27 protein-coding genes are annotated in these 23,109 nt (G+C 61.7%); 13 read left to right on the top strand and 14 right to left on the bottom strand.

Annotation, left to right across the window (positions count from 1 at the left end; translation table 11 throughout):
• Positions 1–24: 24 nt before the first annotated feature.
• Complete coding sequence (locus AC1D35_RS09230) at positions 25–954, top strand: LysR family transcriptional regulator (protein ID WP_113308357.1); 930 nt, start codon at positions 25–27, stop codon at positions 952–954.
• Here AC1D35_RS09230 and AC1D35_RS09225 read toward each other — a convergent pair.
• On the bottom strand, positions 892–2,115 hold the full coding sequence (locus AC1D35_RS09225) for an alpha/beta fold hydrolase (protein WP_113308358.1): 1,224 nt from the start codon (positions 2,113–2,115) through the stop codon (positions 892–894). The genes AC1D35_RS09230 and AC1D35_RS09225 overlap by 63 nt on opposite strands.
• Before the next feature lie 153 nt (positions 2,116–2,268).
• Between AC1D35_RS09225 and AC1D35_RS09220 the strand changes: the two genes are divergently transcribed.
• From AC1D35_RS09220 to AC1D35_RS09205, 4 genes are all read left to right on the top strand, one after another.
• A complete protein-coding gene (locus AC1D35_RS09220; RefSeq protein ID WP_113308359.1) occupies positions 2,269–3,822 on the top strand; it encodes an acetolactate synthase large subunit in 1,554 nt (517 codons plus the stop codon).
• Between the two features lie 92 nt (positions 3,823–3,914).
• Positions 3,915–4,811 (top strand): helix-turn-helix domain-containing protein, encoded by an 897-nt coding sequence (locus AC1D35_RS09215; protein ID WP_113308360.1) that lies wholly within the window; start codon positions 3,915–3,917, stop codon positions 4,809–4,811.
• 62 nt (positions 4,812–4,873) lie between these two features.
• Entirely contained in the window at positions 4,874–5,752 is an 879-nt protein-coding gene (locus AC1D35_RS09210; RefSeq protein WP_113308361.1) for an NmrA family NAD(P)-binding protein, read from the top strand.
• 76 nt (positions 5,753–5,828) lie between these two features.
• Positions 5,829–5,978, top strand: a complete 150-nt coding sequence (locus tag AC1D35_RS09205; protein WP_113308362.1) for a hypothetical protein — start codon at positions 5,829–5,831, stop codon at positions 5,976–5,978.
• A gap of 240 nt (positions 5,979–6,218) precedes the next feature.
• On the opposite strand, the gene AC1D35_RS09200 is transcribed toward AC1D35_RS09205, so the two are convergent.
• Positions 6,219–6,926, bottom strand: a complete 708-nt coding sequence (locus AC1D35_RS09200; protein WP_113308364.1) for a hemerythrin domain-containing protein — start codon at positions 6,924–6,926, stop codon at positions 6,219–6,221.
• A gap of 110 nt (positions 6,927–7,036) precedes the next feature.
• Between AC1D35_RS09200 and AC1D35_RS09195 the strand changes: the two genes are divergently transcribed.
• The 3 genes from AC1D35_RS09195 to AC1D35_RS09185 all read left to right on the top strand — a co-directional run bounded on the left by AC1D35_RS09195 (position 7,037) and on the right by AC1D35_RS09185 (position 9,298).
• Positions 7,037–7,570 (top strand): hypothetical protein, encoded by a 534-nt coding sequence (locus AC1D35_RS09195; protein WP_477855293.1) that lies wholly within the window; start codon positions 7,037–7,039, stop codon positions 7,568–7,570.
• Positions 7,567–8,910 (top strand): GAF domain-containing protein, encoded by a 1,344-nt coding sequence (locus AC1D35_RS09190; RefSeq protein ID WP_113308366.1) that lies wholly within the window; start codon positions 7,567–7,569, stop codon positions 8,908–8,910. Before AC1D35_RS09195 ends, AC1D35_RS09190 begins: the two co-directional genes overlap by 4 nt.
• A 160-nt stretch (positions 8,911–9,070) precedes the next feature.
• Positions 9,071–9,298: a hypothetical protein gene (locus tag AC1D35_RS09185; RefSeq protein WP_477855292.1), complete on the top strand. Its 228-nt coding sequence runs from the start codon at positions 9,071–9,073 to the stop codon at positions 9,296–9,298.
• 21 nt (positions 9,299–9,319) lie between these two features.
• Here the strand turns inward: AC1D35_RS09185 and AC1D35_RS09180 are convergent, their stop codons facing one another.
• Positions 9,320–9,616 (bottom strand): hypothetical protein, encoded by a 297-nt coding sequence (locus AC1D35_RS09180; RefSeq protein WP_113308367.1) that lies wholly within the window; start codon positions 9,614–9,616, stop codon positions 9,320–9,322.
• A 176-nt stretch (positions 9,617–9,792) separates the two neighbouring features.
• Between AC1D35_RS09180 and AC1D35_RS09175 the strand changes: the two genes are divergently transcribed.
• Complete coding sequence (locus tag AC1D35_RS09175; protein ID WP_113308407.1) at positions 9,793–10,182, top strand: YkvA family protein; 390 nt, start codon at positions 9,793–9,795, stop codon at positions 10,180–10,182.
• A 17-nt stretch (positions 10,183–10,199) separates the two neighbouring features.
• On the opposite strand, the gene AC1D35_RS09170 is transcribed toward AC1D35_RS09175, so the two are convergent.
• On the bottom strand, positions 10,200–11,090 hold the full coding sequence (locus AC1D35_RS09170) for a LysR substrate-binding domain-containing protein (RefSeq protein WP_113308368.1): 891 nt from the start codon (positions 11,088–11,090) through the stop codon (positions 10,200–10,202).
• 169 nt (positions 11,091–11,259) lie between these two features.
• Between AC1D35_RS09170 and AC1D35_RS09165 the strand changes: the two genes are divergently transcribed.
• A complete protein-coding gene (locus AC1D35_RS09165) occupies positions 11,260–11,421 on the top strand; it encodes a YjiS-like domain-containing protein (protein ID WP_113308369.1) in 162 nt (53 codons plus the stop codon).
• A gap of 14 nt (positions 11,422–11,435) precedes the next feature.
• Here the strand turns inward: AC1D35_RS09165 and AC1D35_RS09160 are convergent, their stop codons facing one another.
• A complete protein-coding gene (locus AC1D35_RS09160; protein ID WP_162748456.1) occupies positions 11,436–11,954 on the bottom strand; it encodes a 2'-5' RNA ligase family protein in 519 nt (172 codons plus the stop codon).
• A gap of 257 nt (positions 11,955–12,211) precedes the next feature.
• Between AC1D35_RS09160 and AC1D35_RS09155 the strand changes: the two genes are divergently transcribed.
• On the top strand, positions 12,212–13,072 hold the full coding sequence (locus AC1D35_RS09155; RefSeq protein ID WP_113308371.1) for an NmrA family NAD(P)-binding protein: 861 nt from the start codon (positions 12,212–12,214) through the stop codon (positions 13,070–13,072).
• A gap of 130 nt (positions 13,073–13,202) precedes the next feature.
• Complete coding sequence (locus AC1D35_RS09150; protein ID WP_113308372.1) at positions 13,203–13,601, top strand: cupin domain-containing protein; 399 nt, start codon at positions 13,203–13,205, stop codon at positions 13,599–13,601.
• Positions 13,602–13,661: 60 nt separating this feature from the next.
• On the opposite strand, the gene AC1D35_RS09145 is transcribed toward AC1D35_RS09150, so the two are convergent.
• From AC1D35_RS09145 to AC1D35_RS09120, 6 genes are all read right to left on the bottom strand, one after another.
• Positions 13,662–14,522 (bottom strand): glycerophosphodiester phosphodiesterase family protein, encoded by an 861-nt coding sequence (locus tag AC1D35_RS09145; protein ID WP_113308373.1) that lies wholly within the window; start codon positions 14,520–14,522, stop codon positions 13,662–13,664.
• A 16-nt stretch (positions 14,523–14,538) separates the two neighbouring features.
• Positions 14,539–15,369, bottom strand: a complete 831-nt coding sequence (locus AC1D35_RS09140; protein ID WP_113308374.1) for a glycerophosphodiester phosphodiesterase family protein — start codon at positions 15,367–15,369, stop codon at positions 14,539–14,541.
• An 11-nt stretch (positions 15,370–15,380) separates the two neighbouring features.
• A complete protein-coding gene (locus AC1D35_RS09135; protein ID WP_113308375.1) occupies positions 15,381–16,478 on the bottom strand; it encodes a sn-glycerol-3-phosphate ABC transporter ATP-binding protein UgpC in 1,098 nt (365 codons plus the stop codon).
• 1 nt (position 16,479) lies between these two features.
• Positions 16,480–17,397 (bottom strand): ABC transporter permease subunit, encoded by a 918-nt coding sequence (locus AC1D35_RS09130; RefSeq protein ID WP_113308376.1) that lies wholly within the window; start codon positions 17,395–17,397, stop codon positions 16,480–16,482.
• 9 nt (positions 17,398–17,406) lie between these two features.
• The gene (locus AC1D35_RS09125; RefSeq protein ID WP_477938533.1) at positions 17,407–18,297 is read right to left on the bottom strand and encodes a carbohydrate ABC transporter permease; all 891 of its coding nucleotides are present in this window, start codon (positions 18,295–18,297) and stop codon (positions 17,407–17,409) included.
• A 62-nt stretch (positions 18,298–18,359) separates the two neighbouring features.
• Positions 18,360–19,670: an extracellular solute-binding protein gene (locus AC1D35_RS09120; RefSeq protein ID WP_113308377.1), complete on the bottom strand. Its 1,311-nt coding sequence runs from the start codon at positions 19,668–19,670 to the stop codon at positions 18,360–18,362.
• 190 nt (positions 19,671–19,860) lie between these two features.
• On the opposite strand from AC1D35_RS09120, the gene AC1D35_RS09115 reads away from it, so the two are divergent.
• Positions 19,861–21,015 (top strand): ROK family transcriptional regulator, encoded by a 1,155-nt coding sequence (locus AC1D35_RS09115; RefSeq protein WP_113308378.1) that lies wholly within the window; start codon positions 19,861–19,863, stop codon positions 21,013–21,015.
• Between the two features lie 12 nt (positions 21,016–21,027).
• On the opposite strand, the gene AC1D35_RS09110 is transcribed toward AC1D35_RS09115, so the two are convergent.
• The 3 genes from AC1D35_RS09110 to AC1D35_RS09100 form a co-directional block, all read right to left on the bottom strand.
• Positions 21,028–21,411 (bottom strand): GFA family protein, encoded by a 384-nt coding sequence (locus AC1D35_RS09110; protein WP_113308379.1) that lies wholly within the window; start codon positions 21,409–21,411, stop codon positions 21,028–21,030.
• A gap of 114 nt (positions 21,412–21,525) precedes the next feature.
• Positions 21,526–22,509 carry an aldo/keto reductase gene (locus tag AC1D35_RS09105; protein WP_477938532.1) on the bottom strand — a complete coding sequence of 328 codons (984 nt, stop codon included), beginning with the start codon at positions 22,507–22,509 and terminating at the stop codon, positions 21,526–21,528.
• Between the two features lie 126 nt (positions 22,510–22,635).
• Positions 22,636–23,016: a DUF2255 family protein gene (locus AC1D35_RS09100; RefSeq protein ID WP_477938531.1), complete on the bottom strand. Its 381-nt coding sequence runs from the start codon at positions 23,014–23,016 to the stop codon at positions 22,636–22,638.
• Between the last annotated feature and the right edge of the window lie 93 nt (positions 23,017–23,109).

Below are 23,109 nucleotides of genomic sequence, written 5' to 3'. Positions count from 1 at the left end.
CTGAAATTGGCCTATCCTTGCAAGATGCGTTTCGATCTTACCGACCTTCGCCTGTTTCTGGCCGTCGTCGATGCCGGCAGTATCACCCATGGGGCGGCGGACGTGGGGCTGTCGCTGGCGGCTGCGAGCGAGCGCCTGCGCGACATGGAGGCGCTTGGCGAAGTCACCCTGCTGGAGCGCGGCCGGCGTGGCGTCTCCCCGACGGAGGCCGGCGAAGCGCTGGCCCACCATGCCCGCGTGATCCTCGGACAGATCAGGCAGATGCGTGGTGAACTCGGCGAATATGCACGCGGGTTGCGCTCGACGATCAGCATTCTCGCCAACACGGCAGCCATATCGGAACATCTGCCTGAACGGCTCGCACCCTGGATGGCCGCCAACCCGCAGGTGGATCTGCAACTGAAGGAGCGACAGAGCGTCGAGATTGCCAGAAGCATCGCGGCTGGCCATGCCGAGATCGGCATCCTCTCTGCCGCGACTGATATGGCCGGCCTGACGGCGCGACCTTTCGCGATCGATCGCCTCGTCGTCGTTGTCGGCAACAGCCATCCTCTTGCCCTGGAGAGCAGTATCCGCTTCGCCGATCTCGTCGATGAACATTTCATCGGCCTCGCCGCCGGTGCCCTGCAGGACCATATCGATGCGCAGGCAGGCCGCATCGGCATCAGGCTGAAGACCCGGGTGCGGCTGCGTGATTTCGAGGCTATCTGCCGGCTGGCTGGTGCAGGCGCCGGGATCGGGATCGTCCCGGAGACGGCGGGCCGCCGCCAGAAAAGATCATCCGGGATTGCCATTCTCGGCCTGTCGGATGATTGGGCGACACGGCAGCTGGTAGTCTGCACGGCGCAAAGGGCGGAATTGCCCGTCCATGCCCGCAGCCTTCTGGACCATCTAGCTGGTGCCCGGCCCGAATTGCTCGTCGAGCCAGTCCAGAACCCGCCTGTTGAGCAGTGACCGGTTCTTCATCTCGCAATGGCCATCCGCGCCTTCTTCGGCGGTGAACCGCAGCAAGGTCTTGGAGCAGCGCAGCGTATCGAAGAAAAAGCCGGCATCGGCGGCAAGCCCGTCATTCTCCGCCTGGGTGATCAAAGTCGGGCACTGGATGCGCTCCGCATGTCCCCGCATGGTGAAAAGCTCGGCCGAGGCGAGATAGGCCCTGAGGTTATCCACCCCATGCACCCAGAAGCCTCGTTGCACCACCTTCCAGCTCAGCACCGGATTGTTGCGGATGAAGGCATCCATCGTATCGAGCAGTGTCTGGTCGAGAGCGCCGAGATCGGCCGCCGCTTCCGCAGGCACGCCGAACTTTTGGACGATGATCTTGCGAAAACCGTCGGCAATGCTCCAGGTGCCGGGATCGGCGATCAGCGCCGCAATGCGCGGCTCGCCCGCCGCCCCGCGCGGAGCCAGAAACCCGCCGAGGCTCCAGCCGCTGAGGGCGATACGATCAGGATCGACGAGCGGATAGTTCACCGCAAAATCCACCACCGCACGGATGACCACATCCCAGTCCGGCCGCAGCGGGATGCCGTGCTCGTAGAGCATGGCGCCCTGGCCGGGGCCGTCGAAGAGCAGGCTGTGGTAGCCGCGCCGCGAGGCTGCGACGGCGCAGGCGAAATAGGTGTCGGTGATGGTGCAGTCATAGCCGTTGTTAAAGATGACGAGCGGCCGCACCTCATGCTCGAGACCATGCGCCGGAATGAAATATCCAGGCATCGGCGTTTCGCCGAGCGGAATGGCAAGCGGCTCGATCGTCGGCGCCGAGAGCGCAAGCCCCGTCTCCAGCGCATACGTCTGCTTGCGGAAGCCGGAAAGCAGACGCGGGTCGACAGGCGCTCCGTAGAGCGGATGATAGGACGCCGCGTAGAAGACGCTTGCCCGCAGATAAAGCTCGCGCGCGCTGACCTTATGGCCCCCGGAAAGCGCGGCCTCCGCTTCGCCTTTCAGCCGGTCGCCGGCCGAAACCCACGCTTCGTAAAAGGCGGCATGATCGCCATCGCCGACGGCTTCCGCCACGGCCCGGATCTCGCCGAAATCCGCCCCGCCATAGGGAATATAGGCGATCGGCCAGCTGCCGAAATCCTCATGCAACTCGTTCCTGAACTGCATGCTCATCGCCAACTCCCCAATGGCTGCCGAGGCTGCGACCGCAATGATTATAGATGCGGCTTGCGGCACTGTCACGAAAGCTCGCGCCGGCCGGATGCATTATTCAAGGTTGTGCCTATATTCTTCCCGTGCGAGGCTATGATACGGGAGGAAACGGCCATGAATGGTGCAGACAGCCTGTGTGACACGCTCCTGGCAAACGATGTCAGGGTGTGCTTTGCCAATCCCGGCACGTCGGAAATGCATTTCGTGGCGGCACTCGACCGCAAGTCCGACATGCGCTGCATTCTCGGTCTCTCCGAGGGCGTCGTCACCGGAGCGGCGGACGGCTATGCGCGCATGACCGACCGACCGGCGGCGACCTTGCTCCACACCGGACCGGGGCTGGCGAACGGCCTTGCCAATCTCCACAATGCCCGCCGGGCAAGAGTTCCCGTCATCAACATCGTCGGCGACCACGCCTCCTATCATCTTGCCCTCGATGCGCCGCTGACATCGGATATCGAAAGCCTTGCTGCGCCGATGTCCAACTGGGTGCGTCGCATCAGCAGTCCCGAGGATGTGGCAGACGCGACGGAGGCTGCCTTCCGTGCCTCATTGTCACCTCCTGGTGTGGCAACGCTCATCCTGCCGGCAGATGCCGCCTGGGGCGAAGTCGCTTCCGCGCAACCGCTTAAGGTGTCTCCTCCAGCGCCATCAGCCGTCAGTATGGATACCGTGCGCGAGGTTGCCAACGCCATTCGTAACACGCCGGGCGAGGCCGCTATTCTCGTCAGCGGGGCGGCTGCCCGCGCCGACTGTCTGGAGATATCAGGCGCGATTGCCGCGGCCAAGGATGTACGTCTCTTCAGTGAAGTGCTGTTGGCTAGGATGGAGCGCGGCGGCGGCCGTGTCACCCCGACCCGCATCCCCTACCCGATCGACGACGCCCTGCAACTGCTTGCCGATATCGATGTTCTGGTGCTCGTCGGCGCTCCCGAACCCGTCGCCTTCTTTGCCTATCCGGGCAAGCCGGGACGATTGGTGCGCAACGGCTGCAAGGTCCTCACATTGGCGAAACATGGAGAGGATTTGAAAGGCGCGCTGGAGGCGCTGCGGGACGAACTCGGCGTCAAACCATCGCAACCACAGCGGCGGACAATCACCGATTCCGATTATATCGTCCCGTTCGGACATCTGACCGAAGATGCAGTCGCCGTGATGGTGGCGGAAAGGCTCCCTGATAATGCCATCGTCTGCGAAGAGGCTATCACTTCGGCCCGCCGTTTCTTCGAGCTCACGGCCGCGGCTGCGCCGCACGATTACCTGATGAACACGGGCGGCTCGATCGGCTGCGGCATCCCGCTTGCGACGGGTGCCGCGATCGCCTGCCCGGATCGCAAGGTCATCAATCTGCAGGCGGATGGCAGCGGCATGTACACGGTGCAGGGCCTGTGGACGCAGGCCCGCGAAAACCTCGACGTGGTGACGATCATCTTCGCCAACCGCGCCTATGCCGTGCTGCATGCCGAAATGCGCAATGTCGGCGTCAACGGCATCGGCGAGAATGCAAGGCGGATGATGGACCTCGATCACCCGGCCTGGGATTGGGTTTCGGTCGCCAAGGGCATGGGCGTCGATGCCGCGGGCGCACATAGCTGCGAGCAATTCGCCGATCTTTTCGAAAGCGCGCTCAGGCGCCGCGGTCCATTCCTCATCGAAGCGATCATCTGATTGCGACGGTAAACCCGGTTGGCAAGCCGGCGGTTGAGACGTAGCATCCAGGCCCCAAGCTAAGAGCCAAAAGCCAAAAGCAAAGACATATTATGACAGCTCCATCCCTGCAGACGTCACCGCAGATCCTGTTGACCAGCGCCGGACGGGCGTGGAGTGGGCTCGCTGCCGAATTCCTGCATATTCCCCGCGGCCTCTCTCGTGCACCGGGCGGTGACATGCATCGTCTGGGCATCCACTTTGGCCCGCCTGTCAACGCCGACTGCAGTTGCGATGGCCGCCGGATGATCCGCGTGCAAAAGCCGGGCGATATCGACGTTATCCCGGCCGGTCTCGACGGGTCCTGGGAGGATGATGCCGATTGCCGGATCCTGCGCGTAAGTCTCGATCCCTCGCGGCTGGAACAGGTCGCGGAAGATCTAGGCCGGGATGCCGGCAAGATCGAGCTGCAGCCGCGATTTCAGCTGCGTGACACCGGCATCGAGGCGATCTGCCGGGCGATCAAGGCGGATCTGGAAGCCGATACGCCCTCCGATCCGCTTTATATCGATCTTCTCGCCAACGCGCTCGCCATCCGGCTGATCGAAACGGCGAGCGACGGCGCGCCTCGGCCCGAGATCAACCGCGAACCGAAACTCTCGGCCCGGCAATTGCGGATGCTGACGGAATTCATCGAGACGCATCTGGACCGGAAGCTGCATCTGGCAGACCTTGCGGTCGTTGCTGGTGTCAGTGTCACACGGTTGAAGAGCCTGTTTCGCAACAGCACCGGCGTTTCCGTGCACCAATATGTCATCCGCCGCCGCGTCGAATATGCCCGCGCCCTGATGACGACGACGGATATGGCCGCAAGCGAGATTGCGCTTGCCGCGGGCTTTGCCCATCAGAGCCATATGGCAACCACCATGCGCCGGCTCACCGGCCAGACACCCGGCGAGATCCTGCGCGAAGTCGGCGAATTCCGCCCGAAATTGCAAAGACCGGCCTGAATATGTGCGACGCCTCTGGCGCGCCCCTCTAGTCCTTGCGCACCATCAGCAAGGAGAAACACATGATTGCAATCCTCGGAGCCGCCGGAAAGATCGGCTATTCGACCGCCAAGGCGCTGCGCGAGGCAGGTGTGCCCGTGCGCGCTATCCTGCGCGATCCGGCAAAGGCTGACCGCCTGACCGCCATCGGCTGCGATGTCGCTTTTGTCGATCTGCAGGACGCCAAGGCGCTTGCCGGAGCGATATCAGGTGCGGACAGCGTTCAGGTCATTCTGCCGGCCGACCCGCGAGCCGAAGACATGAAAGGCGATATGCGCCGCTCGATCGAGAGCATTGCCGAGGCATTGGAAGAAGCGCGGCCGGCCCTCATGCTTGCCATTTCCGACTACGGCGCCCATCTCGGCGAAGGCTTCGCCATGCCGAGCATGTTCTACCAATTTGAACAGCGCCTTCGCCAACTGGATATGCGCCGGATATTCCTGCGGTCGGCTGAGCATATGGAAGGCTGGGCTCGCGTCGCGCCGGCAGCGATCGCAACCGGCATTCTGCCGAGCTTTCATGACCCGGTCGAAAAGCAGATCCCCAACGTGTCGGCGCAGGATGTCGGCCGGATTGCCGTAGATCTCCTGCTTCGGCCCGACATCGAAACGCGCGAACAGATTGTTCACGCAGAAGGCCCGCGCCGCTATAGCGCAAGCGACGTGGCCTCCGCGCTGAGCCAGTTGCTGGGGCGCGCGATCATTGCTGAAGCCCTGCCCCGCTCGCAATGGCGGGAAAGCCTGGGCCGAGTGATGAGCGCCAGCGCTGCCGATCTTCTGACCGAGCTCTACGACGTGCATAGCAGGGGTGGCCTCATCGACGTCGAGCCGAATGCGCGCGATGTTCGCCAAGGCACCACCGAACTGATCGACGCGCTTCGGCCGTTTGTCACTGGACAGTGACCGAAAGGCGATCTTCGCAATCAGCCGGAACCGGATAAGCCTGAGGGGAATTTACCCCTCAGCACAGGAGGTTCACATGATACGGAAATTGAAGTCAGGAGAATATCGTCTCTATTCCCGCAAGCCTGATGCGAAGACGCACAAGCGCAAGAATCTCGGCACTTTCAAGACCCGCGAGGCGGCAGAGAAGCATGAGCGCGAGGTGCAGTATTTCAAGCATCACTAGAGCGGTTCCTGTTTTTCGGAGTCTCCAGGAAGACCGACGCGGGCGGCGGGCGCCCGGGACGCGCGGCGATCCCCTCACCCGCCATGGCTGAAGGCAGCATAAGGCAGCCGCGACAATCGCCGCGGCGCGGACACTCGGCCGGGATGCCGGCCTCGCCGTTCGGTTTGCACATGGTTCTTCTCCGGAAATTCTCGGCGATGCCACGGACGGAGCCTCGATCCTCCGCCCGCAGCAATCTTCTCAGGCCGCCAGCTTCAGCGCGTCGGCAAGCTTGGCGAAGTCGCCCGCCGAAAGCCCCGGACGGACGGCGAAGTCGATGACAGCCTGGAAGATTTCCGGCGGCGCATCCTTCTTCATGGCGCCTAGGAGTGCCGCACGCTCCGCCGGATTGATCGCCGGGATCATGAGGCGCATGAAGGCCATGCTCTTCTCCGGCGGCAGGGAGCCGATGATGCGCATTTCGATGCCGAATATTTCCTGGTCGTTGAAGTTGCGCCACAGCAGAGGGCCGGTCACCGCCTCCTCCTCATGCATATGCGCGAAGTCGTCGGCGATATAGGCGGCAAAGGCGAGATAAAGTTTGCGGCCGCAGGCGGACTTGTGCAGCGGCCAGGCCTTTTCCCAGGCGGCGATCAGTTCTTCCAGCTCGCGGAAGGCCGTGCGGTGGTCGTCGTGCTGCTCGTCCAGCGTGACGGTCGAGACGCCCTTGGCGGCGAGCGCCACGTGGATGTGGTCGTCCTCGTGACTGACGTGGGAGGCGGCAAGCATCAGGTAATGGCGCAGGTCGCCGATCAGGAAGACCGTCTCCTCGACATTCTGGAAATCGGCCGTGCCGAGGCGTCCGAGCAGGTCGCAGCCGGCCTTGCGCAGGCCCTTGTGTATCGCGCCGTAAATGTCGTAGCGGCCGTTGAGATCGGGGATGCTGGTAAGCGAGAATTCGTGGCTCATGATTGTTTTCCTCTCGTTGGCCGGCGCCTCTTCCTGTGCGCCGGGCTGATGGCCGTGAGATAACCGAGGCCTTTGCGAGGCGCTTCCTAAAACCATCCTAAGCAATTGCGATGATTGCTAAGAATATCCTATCTAATTATCATCGCCGCATATCGGGGGGAAAAGCATTGCTGGGGCCGGAACTCGCGGAATTCATAGAAAGTCCCGTCATGATCCTGTTCGCGACGCGCGACGAGGCCGGCCGGCCAATGATTGGCCGCGGCTCCGGCGTGCGCTTCGACCGGCAGAGCGGGCATCTGCACTTTCTCGCCTCCCGCAGCCAATGGCCTGATGCCGTGGGCGAGGCGCTGGCCGGCCGGCCGATTGCCACGACCTATGTGCGGGCCGCCGACTACAAGGCCTGCCAGATCAAGGGCCGGGTCCTGGAGGCGGGGCTGGCGGATGCCGCCTTCCGGACACTGGGTGAGGCCTATGTCGCAGAACAGCTCGCGCGGATGCTGGCGCTCGGGGTCACCCGGATGCAGCTCTCAAGCACGCTCTCGGACCAGGAACTCGTCTGCCTGACGATCGAGCCGCAGGAGATCTTCGAGCAGACGCCGGGGCCGGGCGCCGGACGCAGGCTGACGCCGGAAGCCGTCGCATGATTCCGCTCGAAAGGCTGCGGGACAGTTTCGAGGGCATCATTCCCTCCGTTATCGCCACCACCGATGCGGACGGAATGCCCAATGTCTCCTATCTCTCGCACGTGCATTACGTAGACGAGACGCATGTCGCTCTCTCCAACCAGTTCTTCTCCAAGACCGCCACAAATGTGGCGCGCAACGGGCTCGCGACCGTGATGGTGGTCGACGGCTATAGCGGCCAGCAGCACGTGCTCGACCTGGTGTTCGAGCGCTCCGAGACGGAGAGCGAGACCTTCGAGGGGGTGGCGATCCATCTGGCGATCCTGGAAAGCCGGATGACCGGAATCATGAAGCTGCGCGCCGTCGACATCTACCGGGTGGAGGACTGTCGGGCCGTGCCGGCCGCCAATCCGCTAGTCGAGCCGGAGCCGCTCGTGCTGCCTGACCTGATGGGCAGGGTGGCGAGGCTGACGGCGCGGATGTCGGACTGCAGCGAGCCGGAAACGCTGCTCGACGTGACGCTTGAGGGCCTCGGCGAGCTTTTCGGCTACCGCTATTCGATGGTGCTGGTGCCGGACGGCGAACGCGGCGGGCTGACGACGATCGCCAGCCGCGGCTATGACCAGTTCGGCTTTGGCGCCGAGGTTCCGTCCGGGCGCGGCATTATCGGGGTTGCGGCTGAGCGGCGGCGCAATGTGCGGATCACCGACCTCAGTCGCGGTCAGCGCTACATCCAGGCGGTGCGGGCCATGGCGGGCGTCGAGGATACGCCGATCCCGCTTCCGGCGCTCGACAAGCCGCTCAGCCAGATCGCGCTGCCGCTTGTCGCGCGGGGAAGGCTCGTCGGCGTGCTGTTTTCGGAATCGGCGGAGCGGTTCACCTTCCGCCATCGCGACGAGGAGGCGCTGACCGTGATCGCCGCGCATCTGGCCACCGCGCTCTCGTTTCTTTCCGAGGAACGCGAGCGGGCGGAGACGGGGTGGCGCGAGAAGGCGGAAGCGTCGGCCGACGAGGCCGTGAGGCTGCCCGCCGGTCGGCGCATCGCCGTGCGCTTCTATCCGCGCGACGGCTCGCTGTTCGTCGACGACGATTATCTCATCCGCGGCGTGCCGGGGCGGCTGCTCCTGCACTTCCTCGAAGACTATGCGCGCACCGGCAAGCGGGACTTTCTGAACCGTGAGATACGCCGCGACCGGCGCCTGCAACTGCCGGATTTCAAGGACAATCTGGAGACCCGGCTGATCTTGCTGCGCCGGCGACTGGAGGAAAAGGCGGGCCCGATCATGCTCGAGCGCGCTGACCGCGGCCGCCTGCGGCTCACCCTTGCCGGCCGTCCCGAGATTGAGTTGGTGGAAGACTGACCTGGGGGCCAAGGGGCAAGAGGCTGCGCGGTTTTGCCCCGCACGGCCGTCGTCGCCCGATAGCCAGTTCCGCAGAAGACGGCAGGCAGCCTCTGGTGAAACTCGAAATTGCAACCTACATCTGAGGAAACGAGGCGTTCCACGGAATTTCCGCTCTGCCATGATGCAAGACAAGCCAGTGCTCCGCCGCCTGCTCTTCGCCGTCAGGATCGTCTGGACGCTTCTGGTCGTGGCGGTAGTAACGCAGATGGCAGCCCAATATGGCTGGGAGCATCATGGATTTGTCGGTGCGCTGGCGCTCGGGTTCGTAGGCATTGTTGTCGGTGCCTTTCTCAGCCTGTCGTCAAATTGTCTGGAGATAATTTTGGACGCTCTTTCCGCTCTTTGAGTCTCAGTCGCAAGAGCGCCCTCAGTGTCCGTCCCTGCTCTTCCTGTTATCCTGATAGGGGTCGCTGCGGTTGGGATCGCTGTAATAAGTCCGGTAGCCACCGCTTGAATAGGTCTCTCGATAGCTGCCGTTGAGCTGCTGATGCGTCTGCGAGTAGAGATCCCCGTTTCGATAGGTCTTGTAGCCGCCGCCGAGATTCTGCTCTCTGATATAGGTATTGCCCGAACTGTCGGTGGAGCACGGAGCCGAAACCAGGTCGCAGGAAGCAGACGCATTCCCGGCGGCCAGCAAGAAAATCCCAAACAATACCACCTTCATGACAACCTCCCTTTTCGCGAAAATCGGCGTCGCGCACGAGTGCAATGTAACTGAACGGCGAAAAAGAACAAACAGAAAACATTCGGGCTCGGCCCTACTTCCACTCAATGGATCAACTGTTAGACCACGCCTGCAATGATCCAGCCCGAATGCTCAAACAGATAGGTGTCGCAATAATGGACAAATGGCTGACGGCCGCGAAGCAATGGGCGCGGAGCGTGAAACGCGATGTCGTCGCACTCTGGATTGCCGCGCGGGACGGCCGCACGCCTATGGTGGCCAAGATCGTCGCCGGCGCCGTTGCTGCCTATGCGCTTTCGCCAATCGATCTCATACCCGATTTCGTGCCGGTACTCGGCTATCTCGATGATCTCATCATCGTCCCGCTCGGCATCCTCATAGCCATCCGCCTCATTCCTGCGCCTCTGATGTCGGAGTTCAGGAACATGGCCACGCAACGCGCGCAGCGCCCGCTCAGCCGTTCCGGCCTTGTGGCGATTGTGATCATCTGGTTGCTTGCAGCCTCTCTTTGCATCTGGCTTGCGTGGGACCTGTTTCGTCGCTGAAGCGAGCTTCCGCCGGGCTATTCCCGCACGAAGGCGTCGCGCAGCCAGTCGAGAAAATGGCCGGCAGCCGGCGAGAGCGCCCGGCCGGGCTTCATGATCGCCACGAAACCGTCTTCGTATGTCAGGAATTCCGATCGCTCCACAAGCTTGCCGCTCTTCAGCTCGGTGAGCGCAAAGCGCCGCTCGACCAGCGCGACGCCAAGCCCGGTGACGGCCGCGCTGACGCAGAGATGCATATGCGGAAAATAGAGCTCTGACTGCGCCGAGATCCGCTGCCCGGTCGCCGCCTGCCAGCTCGTCCATTGTTCGCTCATATGGTCGGGGGAAATGCGGGTCGGGAAGCTTAATTCCTCGCCTTCGGCGCGGACGGGATAATCCGGTGCGGACACCAGGCCGAAGGAGACGGAGGCGAGCGGCACGAATTCGCCCTTCACCTGCGGACGCGACAGGCGATCCCAGCTCAGCGTGAAATCCACGCCGTCCCTTGCCCGGTTCGTGCCGCCGTCACGCGTGCTTGACGACATCGAAAGCTGCACGCGGCAGTTCGGATAGAGGCTGTAGAATTCCGCCAGGCGCGGTACGAGCCAGATCATGGCGAAGGTGGCGCTGCAGGCGATGTGCACACTCGCCTCGTTCCGGCTCGCCTTCAGCTCGTGATAGCGCTCCTCCAGAAGATCGAAGGCGCGCGACACGGTGGCAAAAAACGCCGCGCCGTCCTCATTCAGCCGAAGCCCCGTTCCCGATTTCTCGAAGACAGGAATCCCAAGCTGCTCCTGCAGAAGCTGCAGCTGCTTGGAAACCGCCCCATGCGTGCGCCCCAGTTCGTCGGCTGCCCGTGTCACCGAGCCGAGACGTGCCGTGGCCTCGAAGGCCCGGAGATAAGACAGCGGCGGCAGATTGCGGGCCATGGATTTCCTATATGTGAGATTTTCTAACGGATACGGTCAAGATAACGCGCTTTTCCAGCTTCGAATACTGCCATAAAATCATGACATCCAAGCAAAACGAATGGAAATTGCCGCTTAAGACCTCGTTAATGTTAGGTGAGTTTTGCCAACAGAGAAAGGAAATTTCATCATGCACATGACAGACACGCTCCGCCTGTGGCTGGAACGCTGGAGCGAGCGACGCCTCTTCGCCCGTGAGCTGGATACCCTGCCCGACGAAACGCTGAGGGATTTCGGCATGACACGGGATGCCGCTTACGAGGAAAGCCACCGGCCCTTCTGGCGCTCGTAAGCGACCAAACAGGCTCAGCCCGGCAATTGCCGATGCCACAACAGATCGATCGGATGGAAGCGAACGAGTGAGATCCGGTGCAAGCCTGCGGCCACCGGTTGCCAGAGACCAATCGCGCCGCTGATTGCCGCCCCGGCCTCCTCGGGGTTCAGTTGCTCACCGAGCGTGACATGTGGCACCCAGTTTCCCGGAAGATAATAGGGCCAGCACGCCGCCCCTGCCGAGGCGGCTGCCTCGTGAAAATCTCGATGAAGGGCAAGCAGCTCCGCAGAGACAACAGGCGCGGCGAATAGAACCGATGCTGGTCCGGGAAAAAGACCGATACTCGAAAGCTTGACGCTGGGAGCGCGCATGTCCGCGCTGAAGTGGTCGAGCGCCCTTGCGAGAGGCTCAGGGTCGAGCCCGTCATAAACGGCGAGCGTTATATGCGGGTCAACGTTCAAGCTGCGCGGTGTCGCGGCATTGGGCGAAATACGCTCCACATGCTCGATAATCGGCTGAAGGCCTGCGGCCCCGTACGGATCCAATTCCATGAAAACGGCAAAAGGCAAAACGTCACCTGCAGCGTTGGCAGCACTATTCCGGTCCAGGCCAAGCCTCACCCGTCCGTTATTCCTATCAGGATATTCAGACCCGCGCAGCCGCCTTCGGTCCGGGGCCGAACGGACTTCCGCAAGGGCATCCCCGGACACACCTGCCCTTGCCCGTGCTGTCGCCCGCTCCGCGATATCGGTGACGGAACCTCAAACGGTCAGCGCAGTTATGCATCTGCTACCTGCGAGGTTTCACCATGTATGTCATCCTTGGTGCGTCCGGAAACATAGGCTCTGCCGTCATCGACACATTGCGACGGTCTGGCGAGAAAATCATCGCCGTCGTTCACAGCGCGCAGAAGGCTGCGGCCATCGAACAAGACGGCGTTGAACCCTTCGTTGCTGATGTGGCGGATACCGGGCTGCTTCGTTCCATCCTGCAAAAAGGGCGTCGAGCCTTCCTGCTGAATCCACCGGCCGATACCGGACGCGATACCAACGCCGAGGAACTGAAGACCGTCAGAAGCATTGCCGCAGCACTCCAGGATTCCGGGCTCGAGAAGCTCGTCGTGGCATCGACCTACGGAGCGCTGGATGGCGACGGGATCGGCGATCTCTCTGTGCTCTATGAATTCGAGCGCCTCGTGAAGGCAAGCGGCATTCCGGCCGCCATCAACCGCGGCGCCTATTACTTCACCAATCTCGACATGCTGCTGCAGCCCGCGAGAGAGACCGGGCGCCTGCCCACGCCCTTCCCCGCAGACATGAAGATACCGATGGTTTCGCCAAGGGATCTCGGACAGGCTGCCGCCGCTCGCCTGGAAAGCCCAGTCGATGATGTCGGCATAGACTATGTGGAAGGTCCGGAGCGCTATTCCTTCGCCGACGTCGCCAAGACCCTCTCATCGCGTCTCGGGCTCCCGGTCACGGTCGAGACGATCCCTCGTGAAAAATTCGAGGAATACTATCTCGGGCTCGGCTTCTCATGGGCGGCCGCCCGTTGTTACGCGAAGATGACCGAAGTCACCATCGACACCGGCTTCGAAATGCCCGAGCGTCGTCATTGGGGCAGGATGACGCTCGATCAGCATCTCGGGGCGCTTGAGGCAAATCCTTGACGGTGAGCGTCTGACAGATACACGGCGATACAAAAAGCCCCCTCTTCTGAAACATTTCACATTCATCCGTCTGTTCAAATAACCCCGTCGCCCGATCAGGGGCTCAAGCTAGGGACGGAAGGACAGACAGATGAGGACAATCATGATCATGGCAGCGGGCGCTCTCGTCATCGCCGGCACGATGCAACTGACCAGGGCAAATGCCGAGCAGCCAATCCAGCGCACCGACCTCGTGCAGAACGATATCGACGTGCCCGGCCATGAGGCCATCCAGGTCCGGGTCGATTTCGCCCCAGGCGCCTCTGCGCCCAAACACAACCATCCAGGCGAAGAAATCGCCTATGTCATCGATGGCGTGCTGGAATATCAGCTGGATGGCCAAAAGCCGGTGACGCTGAAGGCCGGCCAGTCGCTGTTCATCCCCACGGGCGTTGCCCATTCGGCCAGAAATGTCGGCGACGGCAAGGCCTCGGAACTGGCGACCTACATCGCCACGAAGGGCTCGCCGCTTGTCGTGCCTGTGAAATAACCCGGCGGACCATGCGGGCCACCTCGCCTTGCGGCGGGTGGCCGGCGCATCAGGAGAGGATCAACCGGCGACGAGGGTCTCAGCCGGCTTTCGCGATACTTTCCGCGCTTCGATATAGCGTCGCAGGGCGGCCGGCTCGTCGGTCTGGATCGTGCTGATACCGGCATCCATCAGGCGACCCCAGACGGCGTCGGGCTCGATGAGCGCCCTCGGATCGGTCCATTCGCCGCTCGCCGCCATATCCAGCGTGTTGAACCAGATTGCCATACTGGCATCCCTGAAGAGCTGCTGGTTGTCGGCGATGGTCCTGAGATCGTCGAAGCGCAGCTCGCACATGAAGGGCTTGAGCTCCGAAAGCAGTGCCAGCCTCTCGCTGACATTGTCAGCCGAAAACTGCGCCATCGCCATGAACGGCACGCCTTCGATATTCTGGGCACGCACCCAGTCGATGTCAGCGTGGTTCATCACGACGGTCTTGAGGTCGACGGAGGACGCCACGCCCATCTCGCGGGCGCAGGCTGCGACTTCCGAAAACAGGCCGCGATCCTTCAGGTCGAGATCGGCGAAGATGCGGCCGCGAATGGCCTCGAAAACCTGCTTCAATGTCGGAATGCGCTGGTCGGAGATGGCGCGGCTTTCGCCGCCATCGTCTTCGCGCAGTGCGATCGCCTGTAGTTCCGACATGGTGAAGGTTTCGGCGTCGCGGTCGATTCCGGCCATGCGCAATAGCGTGTCGTCATGCATCAGGAAAAGCTCGCCATCGGCGCTCTTGCGCACGTCGATTTCGACGATATCGGCGCCGACAGCGATGGCCTTCTCGATGGAGGCCAGGCTGTTTTCCGGCGCGCCATGCCAGGCGCCGCGATGGGCAACGATGGCGCAGGAACGGTTCGGGTCGGCGATGAAGTCTTTGTAGCTCATGGTCTTTCCTTATGTGTCAGCCGCGGCGGCTGGCGAGATATGATTTCAGTGCGACCGGTTCATCGGTCTGGATCAGCGAGATGCCGGCTTCGATGAGCCGGCCCCAGATGGCGTCGGGATCCTGCATGGCAGTCGTATCTGTAAAGCCGGCAAAGGCCACGGAATCGAGCGTGTTCGCCCAGAGCGCCATGCCCGTCTGACGGGCGCGAGCTTGGAGACCGGCGATATCCTCGATGCGGTCGAAGCAGACTTCGCAGACATCAGGCGCGAGCTGGAACAGCAGATCCAGCTCGGCCTCAGCATGCGTAGCGCCGATCCGTGACTTGGCCATGAACAGCACGCCGTGCGGGATGATCGCCTCGCGCACCCAGGCAAGATCCTCGGCCGATCGAAGACTGCCCCAGAAATCCACCTGGGCCGCGACGCCCATATCGCGGGCGCAGGCGATGACCTCGGGAATGACGGTCCGGTCCTTCACGTCGAGATGCAGGAAGATGCGATCGCGGGTGAGATCGAAGAGATCCCGCAGGCTCGGCAGTCTTTCGCCCGTCATCTCATTGCCTTCGCCGCCATCGCGGTTCTTCAGCGTCAGGCCGGCCAGTTGCGCGGATGTCAGTGTCTCCGGCATCTCGTCGATACCCGCCATGCGATGCAGCGTCTTGTCATGCAGCAGGAAGAGGCCGCCATCGGCGCTGCGGCGCACGTCGATCTCGACGATATCGCAACCGGCACGGATCGCCGCTTCGATGGCAGGGAGGCTGTTTTCCGGCGCGTTGCGCCAAATGCCGCGATGCGCCGCGACTGCGCAATCCCTGCTGGGGTCGCGCACGTAGTTTGTGTAGTTCATGGAGAGGTCTTTCAATGCGTGGCGAATGCATCCGGAATGGCACGGCCTGTCTCGCCATCAAACAGGTGCAGCCGGGATCGCGGGAAGGAGAAGGAAAGCTCGGTTGCGGAATCGATATCCGCGCCGAAAGGTGTGGCGATACGAACGGGCGCGCCGGCGAGATCGGCTGATAGCACTGTATGCGAGCCAAGATCCTCGAAATGCTTGAGCCGGCCTTTGATCGGCCCACCCGTTTCGACGGCGATATCCTCAGGGCGGATGCCGAGCTGAAATTCGCCGGCCTTGTGGTGTTCGGCAACCGCCTGCCCGTCAGCCAGACGCAACACGGAGCCGTCGCCGGTGACAGGCAGAATGTTCATGGGCGGCGCGCCGATGAACTTTGCGACGAAGACCGAGGCCGGGCGATGATAGATCGCCTTCGGTGTATCGAACTGCTCGACGCTGCCCCTGTTGAGGATGAGGATGCGGTCGGCAAGCGTCATCGCCTCCACCTGGTCATGGGTCACGAAGACGGTCGTGGCCCCAATGCGCCTGTGCAGATCGGCGAGTTCGACGCGCATGTCGTGGCGCAGCTGCGCATCGAGATTGGAAAGCGGCTCGTCGAAGAGCAGCACGCCGGGTTCACGCACGATCGCCCGGCCGATCGCCACGCGCTGGCGCTGCCCGCCCGAAAGCTGCCCCGGCTTGCGGTCGAGATAGGCTGATAGACCGAGCATTTCTGCGACAGCGCCGACCCGCTGCTGGCGTTCGGCCTTCGGAAGGCCGGCGACGCGCAAACTATAGGCCATGTTCTGGAACACGGTCATATGCGGATAGAGCGCATAATTCTGAAAGACCATTGCGCAGCCGCGCTGCTTCGGCTCCAGGCCCTGCACTTCGCGATTGCCGAACAGGATCTTGCCGCCGCTGACGGCCTCAAGCCCGGCAATCATCTGCAGCAGCGTGGATTTTCCGCAGCCCGACGGACCGAGCACGACGGTGAATTCGCCGGCACGCAGCTCGACATCGAGCGGCGGGATGACGACAGCCTTTGTATCATACGCCTTGGTGACGCCTGAAAGCGTGATGTTGGTGGCCGCGGTGCGGATGGCGGTATCGATGGCGTTCACGTCATTTCTCCGAAAGAACGAGGCCTTGCACGAGGTAGCGCTGCAGGAGCGCAATCATCGCAAGGGGAATGATCGAGACGACCACGACACCGGCCATGATCATCGGAAAGTCTGGAATTTCGCCCTCCATGTCGGGTGCGAGCCGCGCCAGACCGACGACGGCGGTTGTCATCTCTGGCTTGGAGGCCGCAACCAGCGGCCAGAGATATTGCGTCCAGCCGCTGAGAAAGGTCAGCACGAAGAGCGCGGCAAAGCTGCTAAGCGAGATCGGCAGCAGGATATGGAAGAGGAAGCGGATCGGCCCTGCCCCGTCCATGCGCGCCGCCTTGAAGAGATCAGCCGGCAGCGTGCGGAAGAACTGTCGGAACAGGAAGGTGCCGGTTCCATGCGCGACCAGTGGCGCCACAAGGCCGAAATGCGTGTCGAGAACGCTGAGTTCCAGATGAACAGGCGCGCCGAACAGGCCTTCGATCAGCGCATTGGCGCCGGTCAGATCCAGCAGTGCATTCAGCGGCGAAAAGACATTGGCCGCCACCTGATAGGTGGTGATGACGCGGATCTCGATCGGCAGCATGATCGTCGCGAGGATCGCCGCAAAGGCGATGCCGGCCCAACGGATGCGGAAACAGACGAGCGCATAGGCCGTGAGGAAGGATAGCATGCAGGTAAAGAAGGCATCATAAAGCGCCACCAGCATGCTGTTCAGCATCTGGATCGGGATGCGCGTCTCGGTAAAGACGCGCGTCACATTGGCGATGAAATGATCGCCGGGATACCAGGCAAGCCCGTTGCGCAGCAGAAACTCGTAAGGTTGCGAGGCATTGGCGAGCGTCAGGTAGAGCGGCCCGAGAATGAAGACGATACCGACGAGCAGAATGGCGCTGGCGGCGAAATTGAGCGAGCGAGCATTTTCGATCATGGCTGGCCCTTACCGTTCGTAATTGATGCTGCGGCCGAGAAGCAGGAACTGCGCGGCGGTGAGGAGGACGACGAAGACCATCAGGATGGCCGTCTGGGTGGAGGCGCCCGACAGGTCATAACCGCTGAAACCATCGGTAAAGATCTTGTAGACCAGCAGATTGGTGGCCCCGCCCGGTCCGCCCTTGGTGATCGTGTCGATCAGCGCGAAGGCGGAGGTGACGCTTTCGGTAAATTCCAGCACCAGCGTCAGGAAAAGCTGCGGCATGATCAGCGGCAGCTGCACATCGAAGATGCGCCGCCAGGGTCCTGCGCCATCCATGGCGRCCGCCTGATACATCGTGCGCGGAATGGACTGCAGCCCGGCGAGGAGGATGACGAAATTGAAGGGAATGCCGCTCCAGACATGCGCGACGATGAGTGTGATGAAAGCGTCAGTGCCATCGAGCCCCGGTGCCCATGCGCCCGGGAAGAAATGGTTGATCGGCGCCAGTATGCCGACGAAGGGATTGAAGACAAAGGCGAAGACGACGCCAATCGAGGCACCCGCCACCCCCTTCGGCCAGACCAGCACGTTGCGGGCCGTCATCGACAAGCGAATCTTCCGGTCCGCTGCCACCGCCAGGATCAGCGGCAGAGCGACCGCGAGCGACGAGGCGACTACCATGAAGACGACGGTGCGCCAGCCGGCATTCCAGAATTCCGGATCGGCAAGCACACGGCGGAAATTATCCCAGCCGACGAATTCCGACCCGCCGCCGAAGGGTCTTTCAAGAAAGAAGGACCAGTAGAAGGCCTGGACGATCGGCGCATAGAAGAAGACGAGGATCAGCAGCAGCAACGGTGCGGCCAATAAAAGCGGCAGCCAGCGATGGCTGAAAAGCGAAGATTCCGACGACATCATGCATGTCCATTTCGAGAAAAGCCGGTGCGACGACGGGGAAGCGCCGCACCGGAGATGGATCAGGGCAGCTTTGCTGTCTTGTAGGTCTGTTCGAAGCGGCGTAGCAGTTCGTCGCCACGCTTCTTGGCGTTATCGAGCGACACCTGCATGGTCTGCGTGCCTGCAAATGCCTTCTGGGTTTCTTCCAGCAGCACCGAGCGGAACTGCACGTAGAAGCCGAGGCGGATGCCGCGCGTATCGGGCGTGCCGGGCTCGTTCATCGATTCGATGCCGACGGCTGCTGTCGCATATTTGCGCGAACCGGCGTCACCGCTCTTGGCGATCGCATCGAGCACGTCATTGGTGACGGGCACGTAGCCAGTGGAGGCGGTCATGAACATCTGCTGTTCGGGCTTGCGCAGGAAATCGAGAAAGGCCTTGGCGCCGTCGATCTCGGCCTGCTCGTGGCCCTTCATGATGTAGATGGAGGCGCCGCCGACGAAGGTGTTGTGGCGCTCATAGCCCTTGTACATCGGCGTCAGGCTGACGGAGAGTTCGTACTTTCCGTCGAAGGCCTTGGACGAGTCCGTGTAGGAGCCGGAGGAATTCTCCATCATCGCGCATTCGCCGGAATTGAAGGCGGCCGTGTAATTGCCGGCCTTGGTGTCGCTGGCTATCTTCACGAGACCTTCCTTGCGCCAGTCGACGAGGTTCTGCAGGTGCTTGGCGACGAAGGTGGTGTTGAAGACATATTCGGCGTTCAAGCCGTCATAACCATTATGCTGCGAAGCGATCGGCAGGCCGTGACGGGCTGAAAACTGTTCGAACATCGACCAGGGCTCGCCATTGGTGACGTAGGGGCACTCATGGCCTGATGCCTTCAGCTTGCGCGCAGCTTCGATGATGTCTTCCCAGGTCTTCGGCATCTCGGTGACGCCGGCCTTTTCGAGCTCCGTCTTGTTGACGTAGAAGAGCAGCGTCGAGGCATTATAGGGCTGCGAATAGAGCTTGCCGCCTGATGTTTCGTAATAGGAGCGCGCGCCCTTGATGTAGCTGTTCCAGTCGACATCGGGCAGCACGTCCTGAACCGGAACGACGGCGTCGGACAAAAGCAGGTCGAGTGTGCCGGCATCGAAGAACTGGATCAGCACCGGATGCTTGTTCGAGCGATAGGCGGCAATCGCCTTCTGCATGGAAACTTCATAGCTCCCCTGCCCGACGCAGGTGACGTGATTGGCAGATTGCGACGCATTGAAGGCTTCGCATTGCGCCAGGATCGCCTTTTCGACGCTTCCCGTATTGCCGTACCAGAATTCGAAATTGGCAGCCTGCGCAGAAGAACACGCAGCCGTCATCAGGGCGGCCGCAGCCACCAGAATGGAAATCTTCATTTTGCCCTCGCCTGAATTTGAAACCCGCCGGATCAGCGTCCGGATCGTGAACGGCCGTGTTAGTACACTTTGTGTGTAACAAATCGATGACGTAGTTCGACTTGATTGAGAGCATAAAGCCCGTTATGCAGGCACCTGCGGTTGCCATATATGTTGCAGTTACACTTTTGTAGTATATTCGAGGTGCGTCATGGCTTATTTTCCCGAACCGTTGATTGCGTCCCGGTTCCGGCGTCCGGGAGAAGAAATCGTCGTCTCCGCGAATGAACGCAGCCTGCTGAAGCTTATCTGGCGCAACCCCGGCCTGTCGCGATCCGAGATCACCGGCCATACGGATCTGACACAGCAATCGGTCCATCGCATCATCGACCAGCTCGTCGAGCGCGGTATCGTTTCGCTGGGGTCTCCCAAGCCGGGCCTCGGCCGCGGCCAGCCGAGCCCCATGCTCAGGCTCAACGGACTCCATGCCTATTCGGCCGGTATTTCCGTCAATTCCGACGTGGTCGACATCTGCCTGGTGGACCTGTCAGGCAATGTGCTCGGTGAAAGCGACATCTCGCTGAGGGAGCTGGGCATGAACCAGGCGCTGGATCGCGTGCAAGAACGCATTGCCGAAATGCAGCAGCTGAACGGCCTCGATGACGAGACCTTCTTCGGCATCGGCTTCGGCATTGCGGGCGCTCTGATATCAGGGACAAAATACAATGCCTCGATGCCGCTGCATGAATGGTCGCTGATCGAGCTGGGACCGCTTCTGAGCGATCTCTTCAAAAAGCCCGTCTGGCTGCTGAACGGCGGTAGCGCCGGCGCTGTCGCCGAGGCGATGTTCGGCGCCGGCCGCTTCATCAAGCACTTCGCCTATCTGAGCTTCAATTACGGCTTCGGCGGCGGCCTGATCAACGACGGCGAACTTCTGGCCGGCGGCAACGGCAATGCCGGCGAATTCTCGGGCATGTATGACGACGAGGAGATGATCCGACGCCCTGCCCTGCAGCTGCTCCTGGAGAAGCTCAAGCGCCACAATGTCGACGTGCCGTCGATCCCTTACCTGCGCAGGAATTTCGATCCGAAATGGCCGGGCGTGGCGGAATGGGTCGAGGAGATCACACCCGCCTATAACCGTCTCATCAACGCCATCTGGGCGATCTACGACCCGCAGGCAATCGTCTTCGGCGGCCAGGTGCCGCCGGGACTGGCACAGATGCTGAGCGAACGCACCGAACTTTTCGGCCGCCCGCGCTACGGCGTGCCTCGCCCGCACCCCAAGCTCATTGTGTCGGATATTTCAGGCGACGCCGCCGCCATGGGCTCGGCAATCGTTCCGTTCAAATCGACCTTCTACTGACAACCCGCGTGCCTACCGATCTGACGGCGCGTGCTCGTCTTCATCGTAGAGCCGGACATCCGGAACCCGTGGCAGCCAGGGTTCGCGGCGGATGGTCCAGACCTCGACCATGGGGTGGATGTCGTTCGGTGCCTGATCCAGGGTGCCGATAAAGACTTCCACGCCATCGTCGAACATGAAGAACAGCCGCGATCCGCAGATTGGGCAGAACGACCGTTTGTCGTAGGTGCTGATCTCGCCGTCCATCTTGAACTTCGAGCGCCGCCAGTTCGCCGTTGCCGAAAAGATGGAACCGGTCAGCTTCCGGCATTTGGTACAGTGGCAGAGCCCGGATTGATACGGCTCGCCTTCGACTTCGTACCTGACTGCGGCGCACGCGCAGCCGCCGGTTCTCACGCTTCCATCGCCACCGCATCCTCAATGCGCTTCAAGACAGCGCAGGATAGCTTACAATGGCTGGAAAGCAGCCATGCCGGCCTTCAGCTAAAACCGAAGCGACATGGCCGCCGGTCAAAGCCCGACGCGACGCATGTGCTCGGCGGGATAGCGGGCACCCTGGATTTTGATATTGGACGTTTCGATTTCCTTGAGATCATCAGGCGTCAACTGAACGCTCAGCGATCGGATATTCTCCTCGAAGCGCTCCAGCTTGCGGGTGCCAAACAGGGGAACGATCCAGGGCTTCTGTGCGAGCAGCCAGGCAAGCGCCACTTGCGCCGGCGTTGCATGGTATTTTTCGCCGATGCGCCGGATGAGGTCGACCAGCCCCAGATTGGCCTCGCGCGCTTCCGGTGCGAAGCGCGGAATGTTGTTGCGCATATCCGATTTATCGAGCTCCGTCCCCGTGCCTATCTTCCCGGTCAGAAAACCCTTGCCCAGCGGGCTGAACGGCACCAGGCCGATACCGAGTTCCTCGAGCGTTGGGATCACCTCAGCTTCGGGCTCACGGGTCCAGAGCGAATATTCGCTCTGCAGTGCTGCGACCGGTTGCACGGCATGGGCGCGGCGAATGGAGCCGGCACCAGCCTCCGAAAGGCCGAACCAGCGCACCTTCCCCTCGCCGATCAGATCTTTCACGACGCCCGCTACATCTTCCATCGGTACATCGGGATCGACCCGATGCTGATAGAGCAGATCGATATGATCCGTGCGAAGACGCTTGAGGCTGCCTTCGACCGCACGGCGGATATGATCGGGTTTGCTGTTGACGCTGCCATGATGGATGCCGGTAACAGGATCGACATCCCAGCCGAACTTCGTCGCGATCTTGACCTCATCACGCAGCGGTTCCAGGGCTTCGCCGACCATTTCTTCATTGGTGAAGGGGCCGTAGACTTCGGCCGTGTCGAAGAAGTCCATCCCGCGCTCGACTGCGCTGCGCATGAGCGAGATCATTTCGGTCCTGTCAGGCAGTTCACGGGCTTTTCCATATCCCATGGCGCCGAGCGACAATGCCGAGACTTCAAGGCCCTGTCCGAGTTTGCGCTTTTCCATTTGGTTCTCCTGTTCTCGATGCACGGATTGTGCAGTGTGACCGATTGCGGATGAGGCGCATGTTACCGTCAGACCTGACGTGTGGTGCGAGGTATGAGAGTTCGGCAATGCTTCGTCCATTCGGGTCTATGAGGTGCKGACCGCTTCGACGCGGATCGTGGCGGCCCTTGCCCGCGCCCCGATCATCGGATCGAGGTAGCGACTTCCGGCATATTTCACCCTGTAGGCATCATCGATCCTGTCGTTGATTGCCGGATCAGCAACCGGCTCAAACGTGACGTCCGCCGTCATGCCTGCTGCGCTGATACACCCGGCTTTCTGCTTCAGCGCCGCCTGATACCAGCGCGAAGCCTGGCCATTGTAACCGCGCACGAACAGGGCGCCGTCGACCACGGCCGACCAGATCCACGTCGGCGTGCCATAGGTGACACCGCCATGACGGAAAGGCGAAATATGCAGATCATCGGAGACGGAGATGCGCGTCAGTTCGTCTTTTGACCATGCCATGATCGAGGCTCCATCCATTACTGGCAGGCTGGTGTCACTGCCCGACACCATAGACCCTGCCTTTTGTTTCGATTAGGCGGTAATATGAGATTG

This window comes from Rhizobium sp. P1_E6 (genome assembly GCF_056405875.1).
This window is presented reverse-complemented; position numbering and strand designations above follow the sequence as displayed.

What these genes read in the sequence shown, in the direction of transcription:
- AC1D35_RS09230 (WP_113308357.1), top strand. Translation starts at nt 25, where the DNA reads ATGCGTTTCGATCTTACCGACCTTCGCCTGTTTCTGGCCGTCGTCGAT.
- AC1D35_RS09225 (WP_113308358.1), bottom strand. Translation starts at nt 2,115, where the DNA reads ATGAGCATGCAGTTCAGGAACGAGTTGCATGAGGATTTCGGCAGCTGG.
- AC1D35_RS09220 (WP_113308359.1), top strand. Translation starts at nt 2,269, where the DNA reads ATGAATGGTGCAGACAGCCTGTGTGACACGCTCCTGGCAAACGATGTC.
- AC1D35_RS09215 (WP_113308360.1), top strand. Translation starts at nt 3,915, where the DNA reads ATGACAGCTCCATCCCTGCAGACGTCACCGCAGATCCTGTTGACCAGC.
- AC1D35_RS09210 (WP_113308361.1), top strand. Translation starts at nt 4,874, where the DNA reads ATGATTGCAATCCTCGGAGCCGCCGGAAAGATCGGCTATTCGACCGCC.
- AC1D35_RS09205 (WP_113308362.1), top strand. Translation starts at nt 5,829, where the DNA reads ATGATACGGAAATTGAAGTCAGGAGAATATCGTCTCTATTCCCGCAAG.
- AC1D35_RS09200 (WP_113308364.1), bottom strand. Translation starts at nt 6,926, where the DNA reads ATGAGCCACGAATTCTCGCTTACCAGCATCCCCGATCTCAACGGCCGC.
- AC1D35_RS09195 (WP_477855293.1), top strand. Translation starts at nt 7,037, where the DNA reads ATGATTGCTAAGAATATCCTATCTAATTATCATCGCCGCATATCGGGG.
- AC1D35_RS09190 (WP_113308366.1), top strand. Translation starts at nt 7,567, where the DNA reads ATGATTCCGCTCGAAAGGCTGCGGGACAGTTTCGAGGGCATCATTCCC.
- AC1D35_RS09185 (WP_477855292.1), top strand. Translation starts at nt 9,071, where the DNA reads ATGATGCAAGACAAGCCAGTGCTCCGCCGCCTGCTCTTCGCCGTCAGG.
- AC1D35_RS09180 (WP_113308367.1), bottom strand. Translation starts at nt 9,616, where the DNA reads ATGAAGGTGGTATTGTTTGGGATTTTCTTGCTGGCCGCCGGGAATGCG.
- AC1D35_RS09175 (WP_113308407.1), top strand. Translation starts at nt 9,793, where the DNA reads ATGGACAAATGGCTGACGGCCGCGAAGCAATGGGCGCGGAGCGTGAAA.
- AC1D35_RS09170 (WP_113308368.1), bottom strand. Translation starts at nt 11,090, where the DNA reads ATGGCCCGCAATCTGCCGCCGCTGTCTTATCTCCGGGCCTTCGAGGCC.
- AC1D35_RS09165 (WP_113308369.1), top strand. Translation starts at nt 11,260, where the DNA reads ATGCACATGACAGACACGCTCCGCCTGTGGCTGGAACGCTGGAGCGAG.
- AC1D35_RS09160 (WP_162748456.1), bottom strand. Translation starts at nt 11,954, where the DNA reads ATGGAATTGGATCCGTACGGGGCCGCAGGCCTTCAGCCGATTATCGAG.
- AC1D35_RS09155 (WP_113308371.1), top strand. Translation starts at nt 12,212, where the DNA reads ATGTATGTCATCCTTGGTGCGTCCGGAAACATAGGCTCTGCCGTCATC.
- AC1D35_RS09150 (WP_113308372.1), top strand. Translation starts at nt 13,203, where the DNA reads ATGAGGACAATCATGATCATGGCAGCGGGCGCTCTCGTCATCGCCGGC.
- AC1D35_RS09145 (WP_113308373.1), bottom strand. Translation starts at nt 14,522, where the DNA reads ATGAGCTACAAAGACTTCATCGCCGACCCGAACCGTTCCTGCGCCATC.
- AC1D35_RS09140 (WP_113308374.1), bottom strand. Translation starts at nt 15,369, where the DNA reads ATGAACTACACAAACTACGTGCGCGACCCCAGCAGGGATTGCGCAGTC.
- AC1D35_RS09130 (WP_113308376.1), bottom strand. Translation starts at nt 17,397, where the DNA reads ATGATCGAAAATGCTCGCTCGCTCAATTTCGCCGCCAGCGCCATTCTG.
- AC1D35_RS09120 (WP_113308377.1), bottom strand. Translation starts at nt 19,670, where the DNA reads ATGAAGATTTCCATTCTGGTGGCTGCGGCCGCCCTGATGACGGCTGCG.
- AC1D35_RS09115 (WP_113308378.1), top strand. Translation starts at nt 19,861, where the DNA reads ATGGCTTATTTTCCCGAACCGTTGATTGCGTCCCGGTTCCGGCGTCCG.
- AC1D35_RS09105 (WP_477938532.1), bottom strand. Translation starts at nt 22,509, where the DNA reads ATGGAAAAGCGCAAACTCGGACAGGGCCTTGAAGTCTCGGCATTGTCG.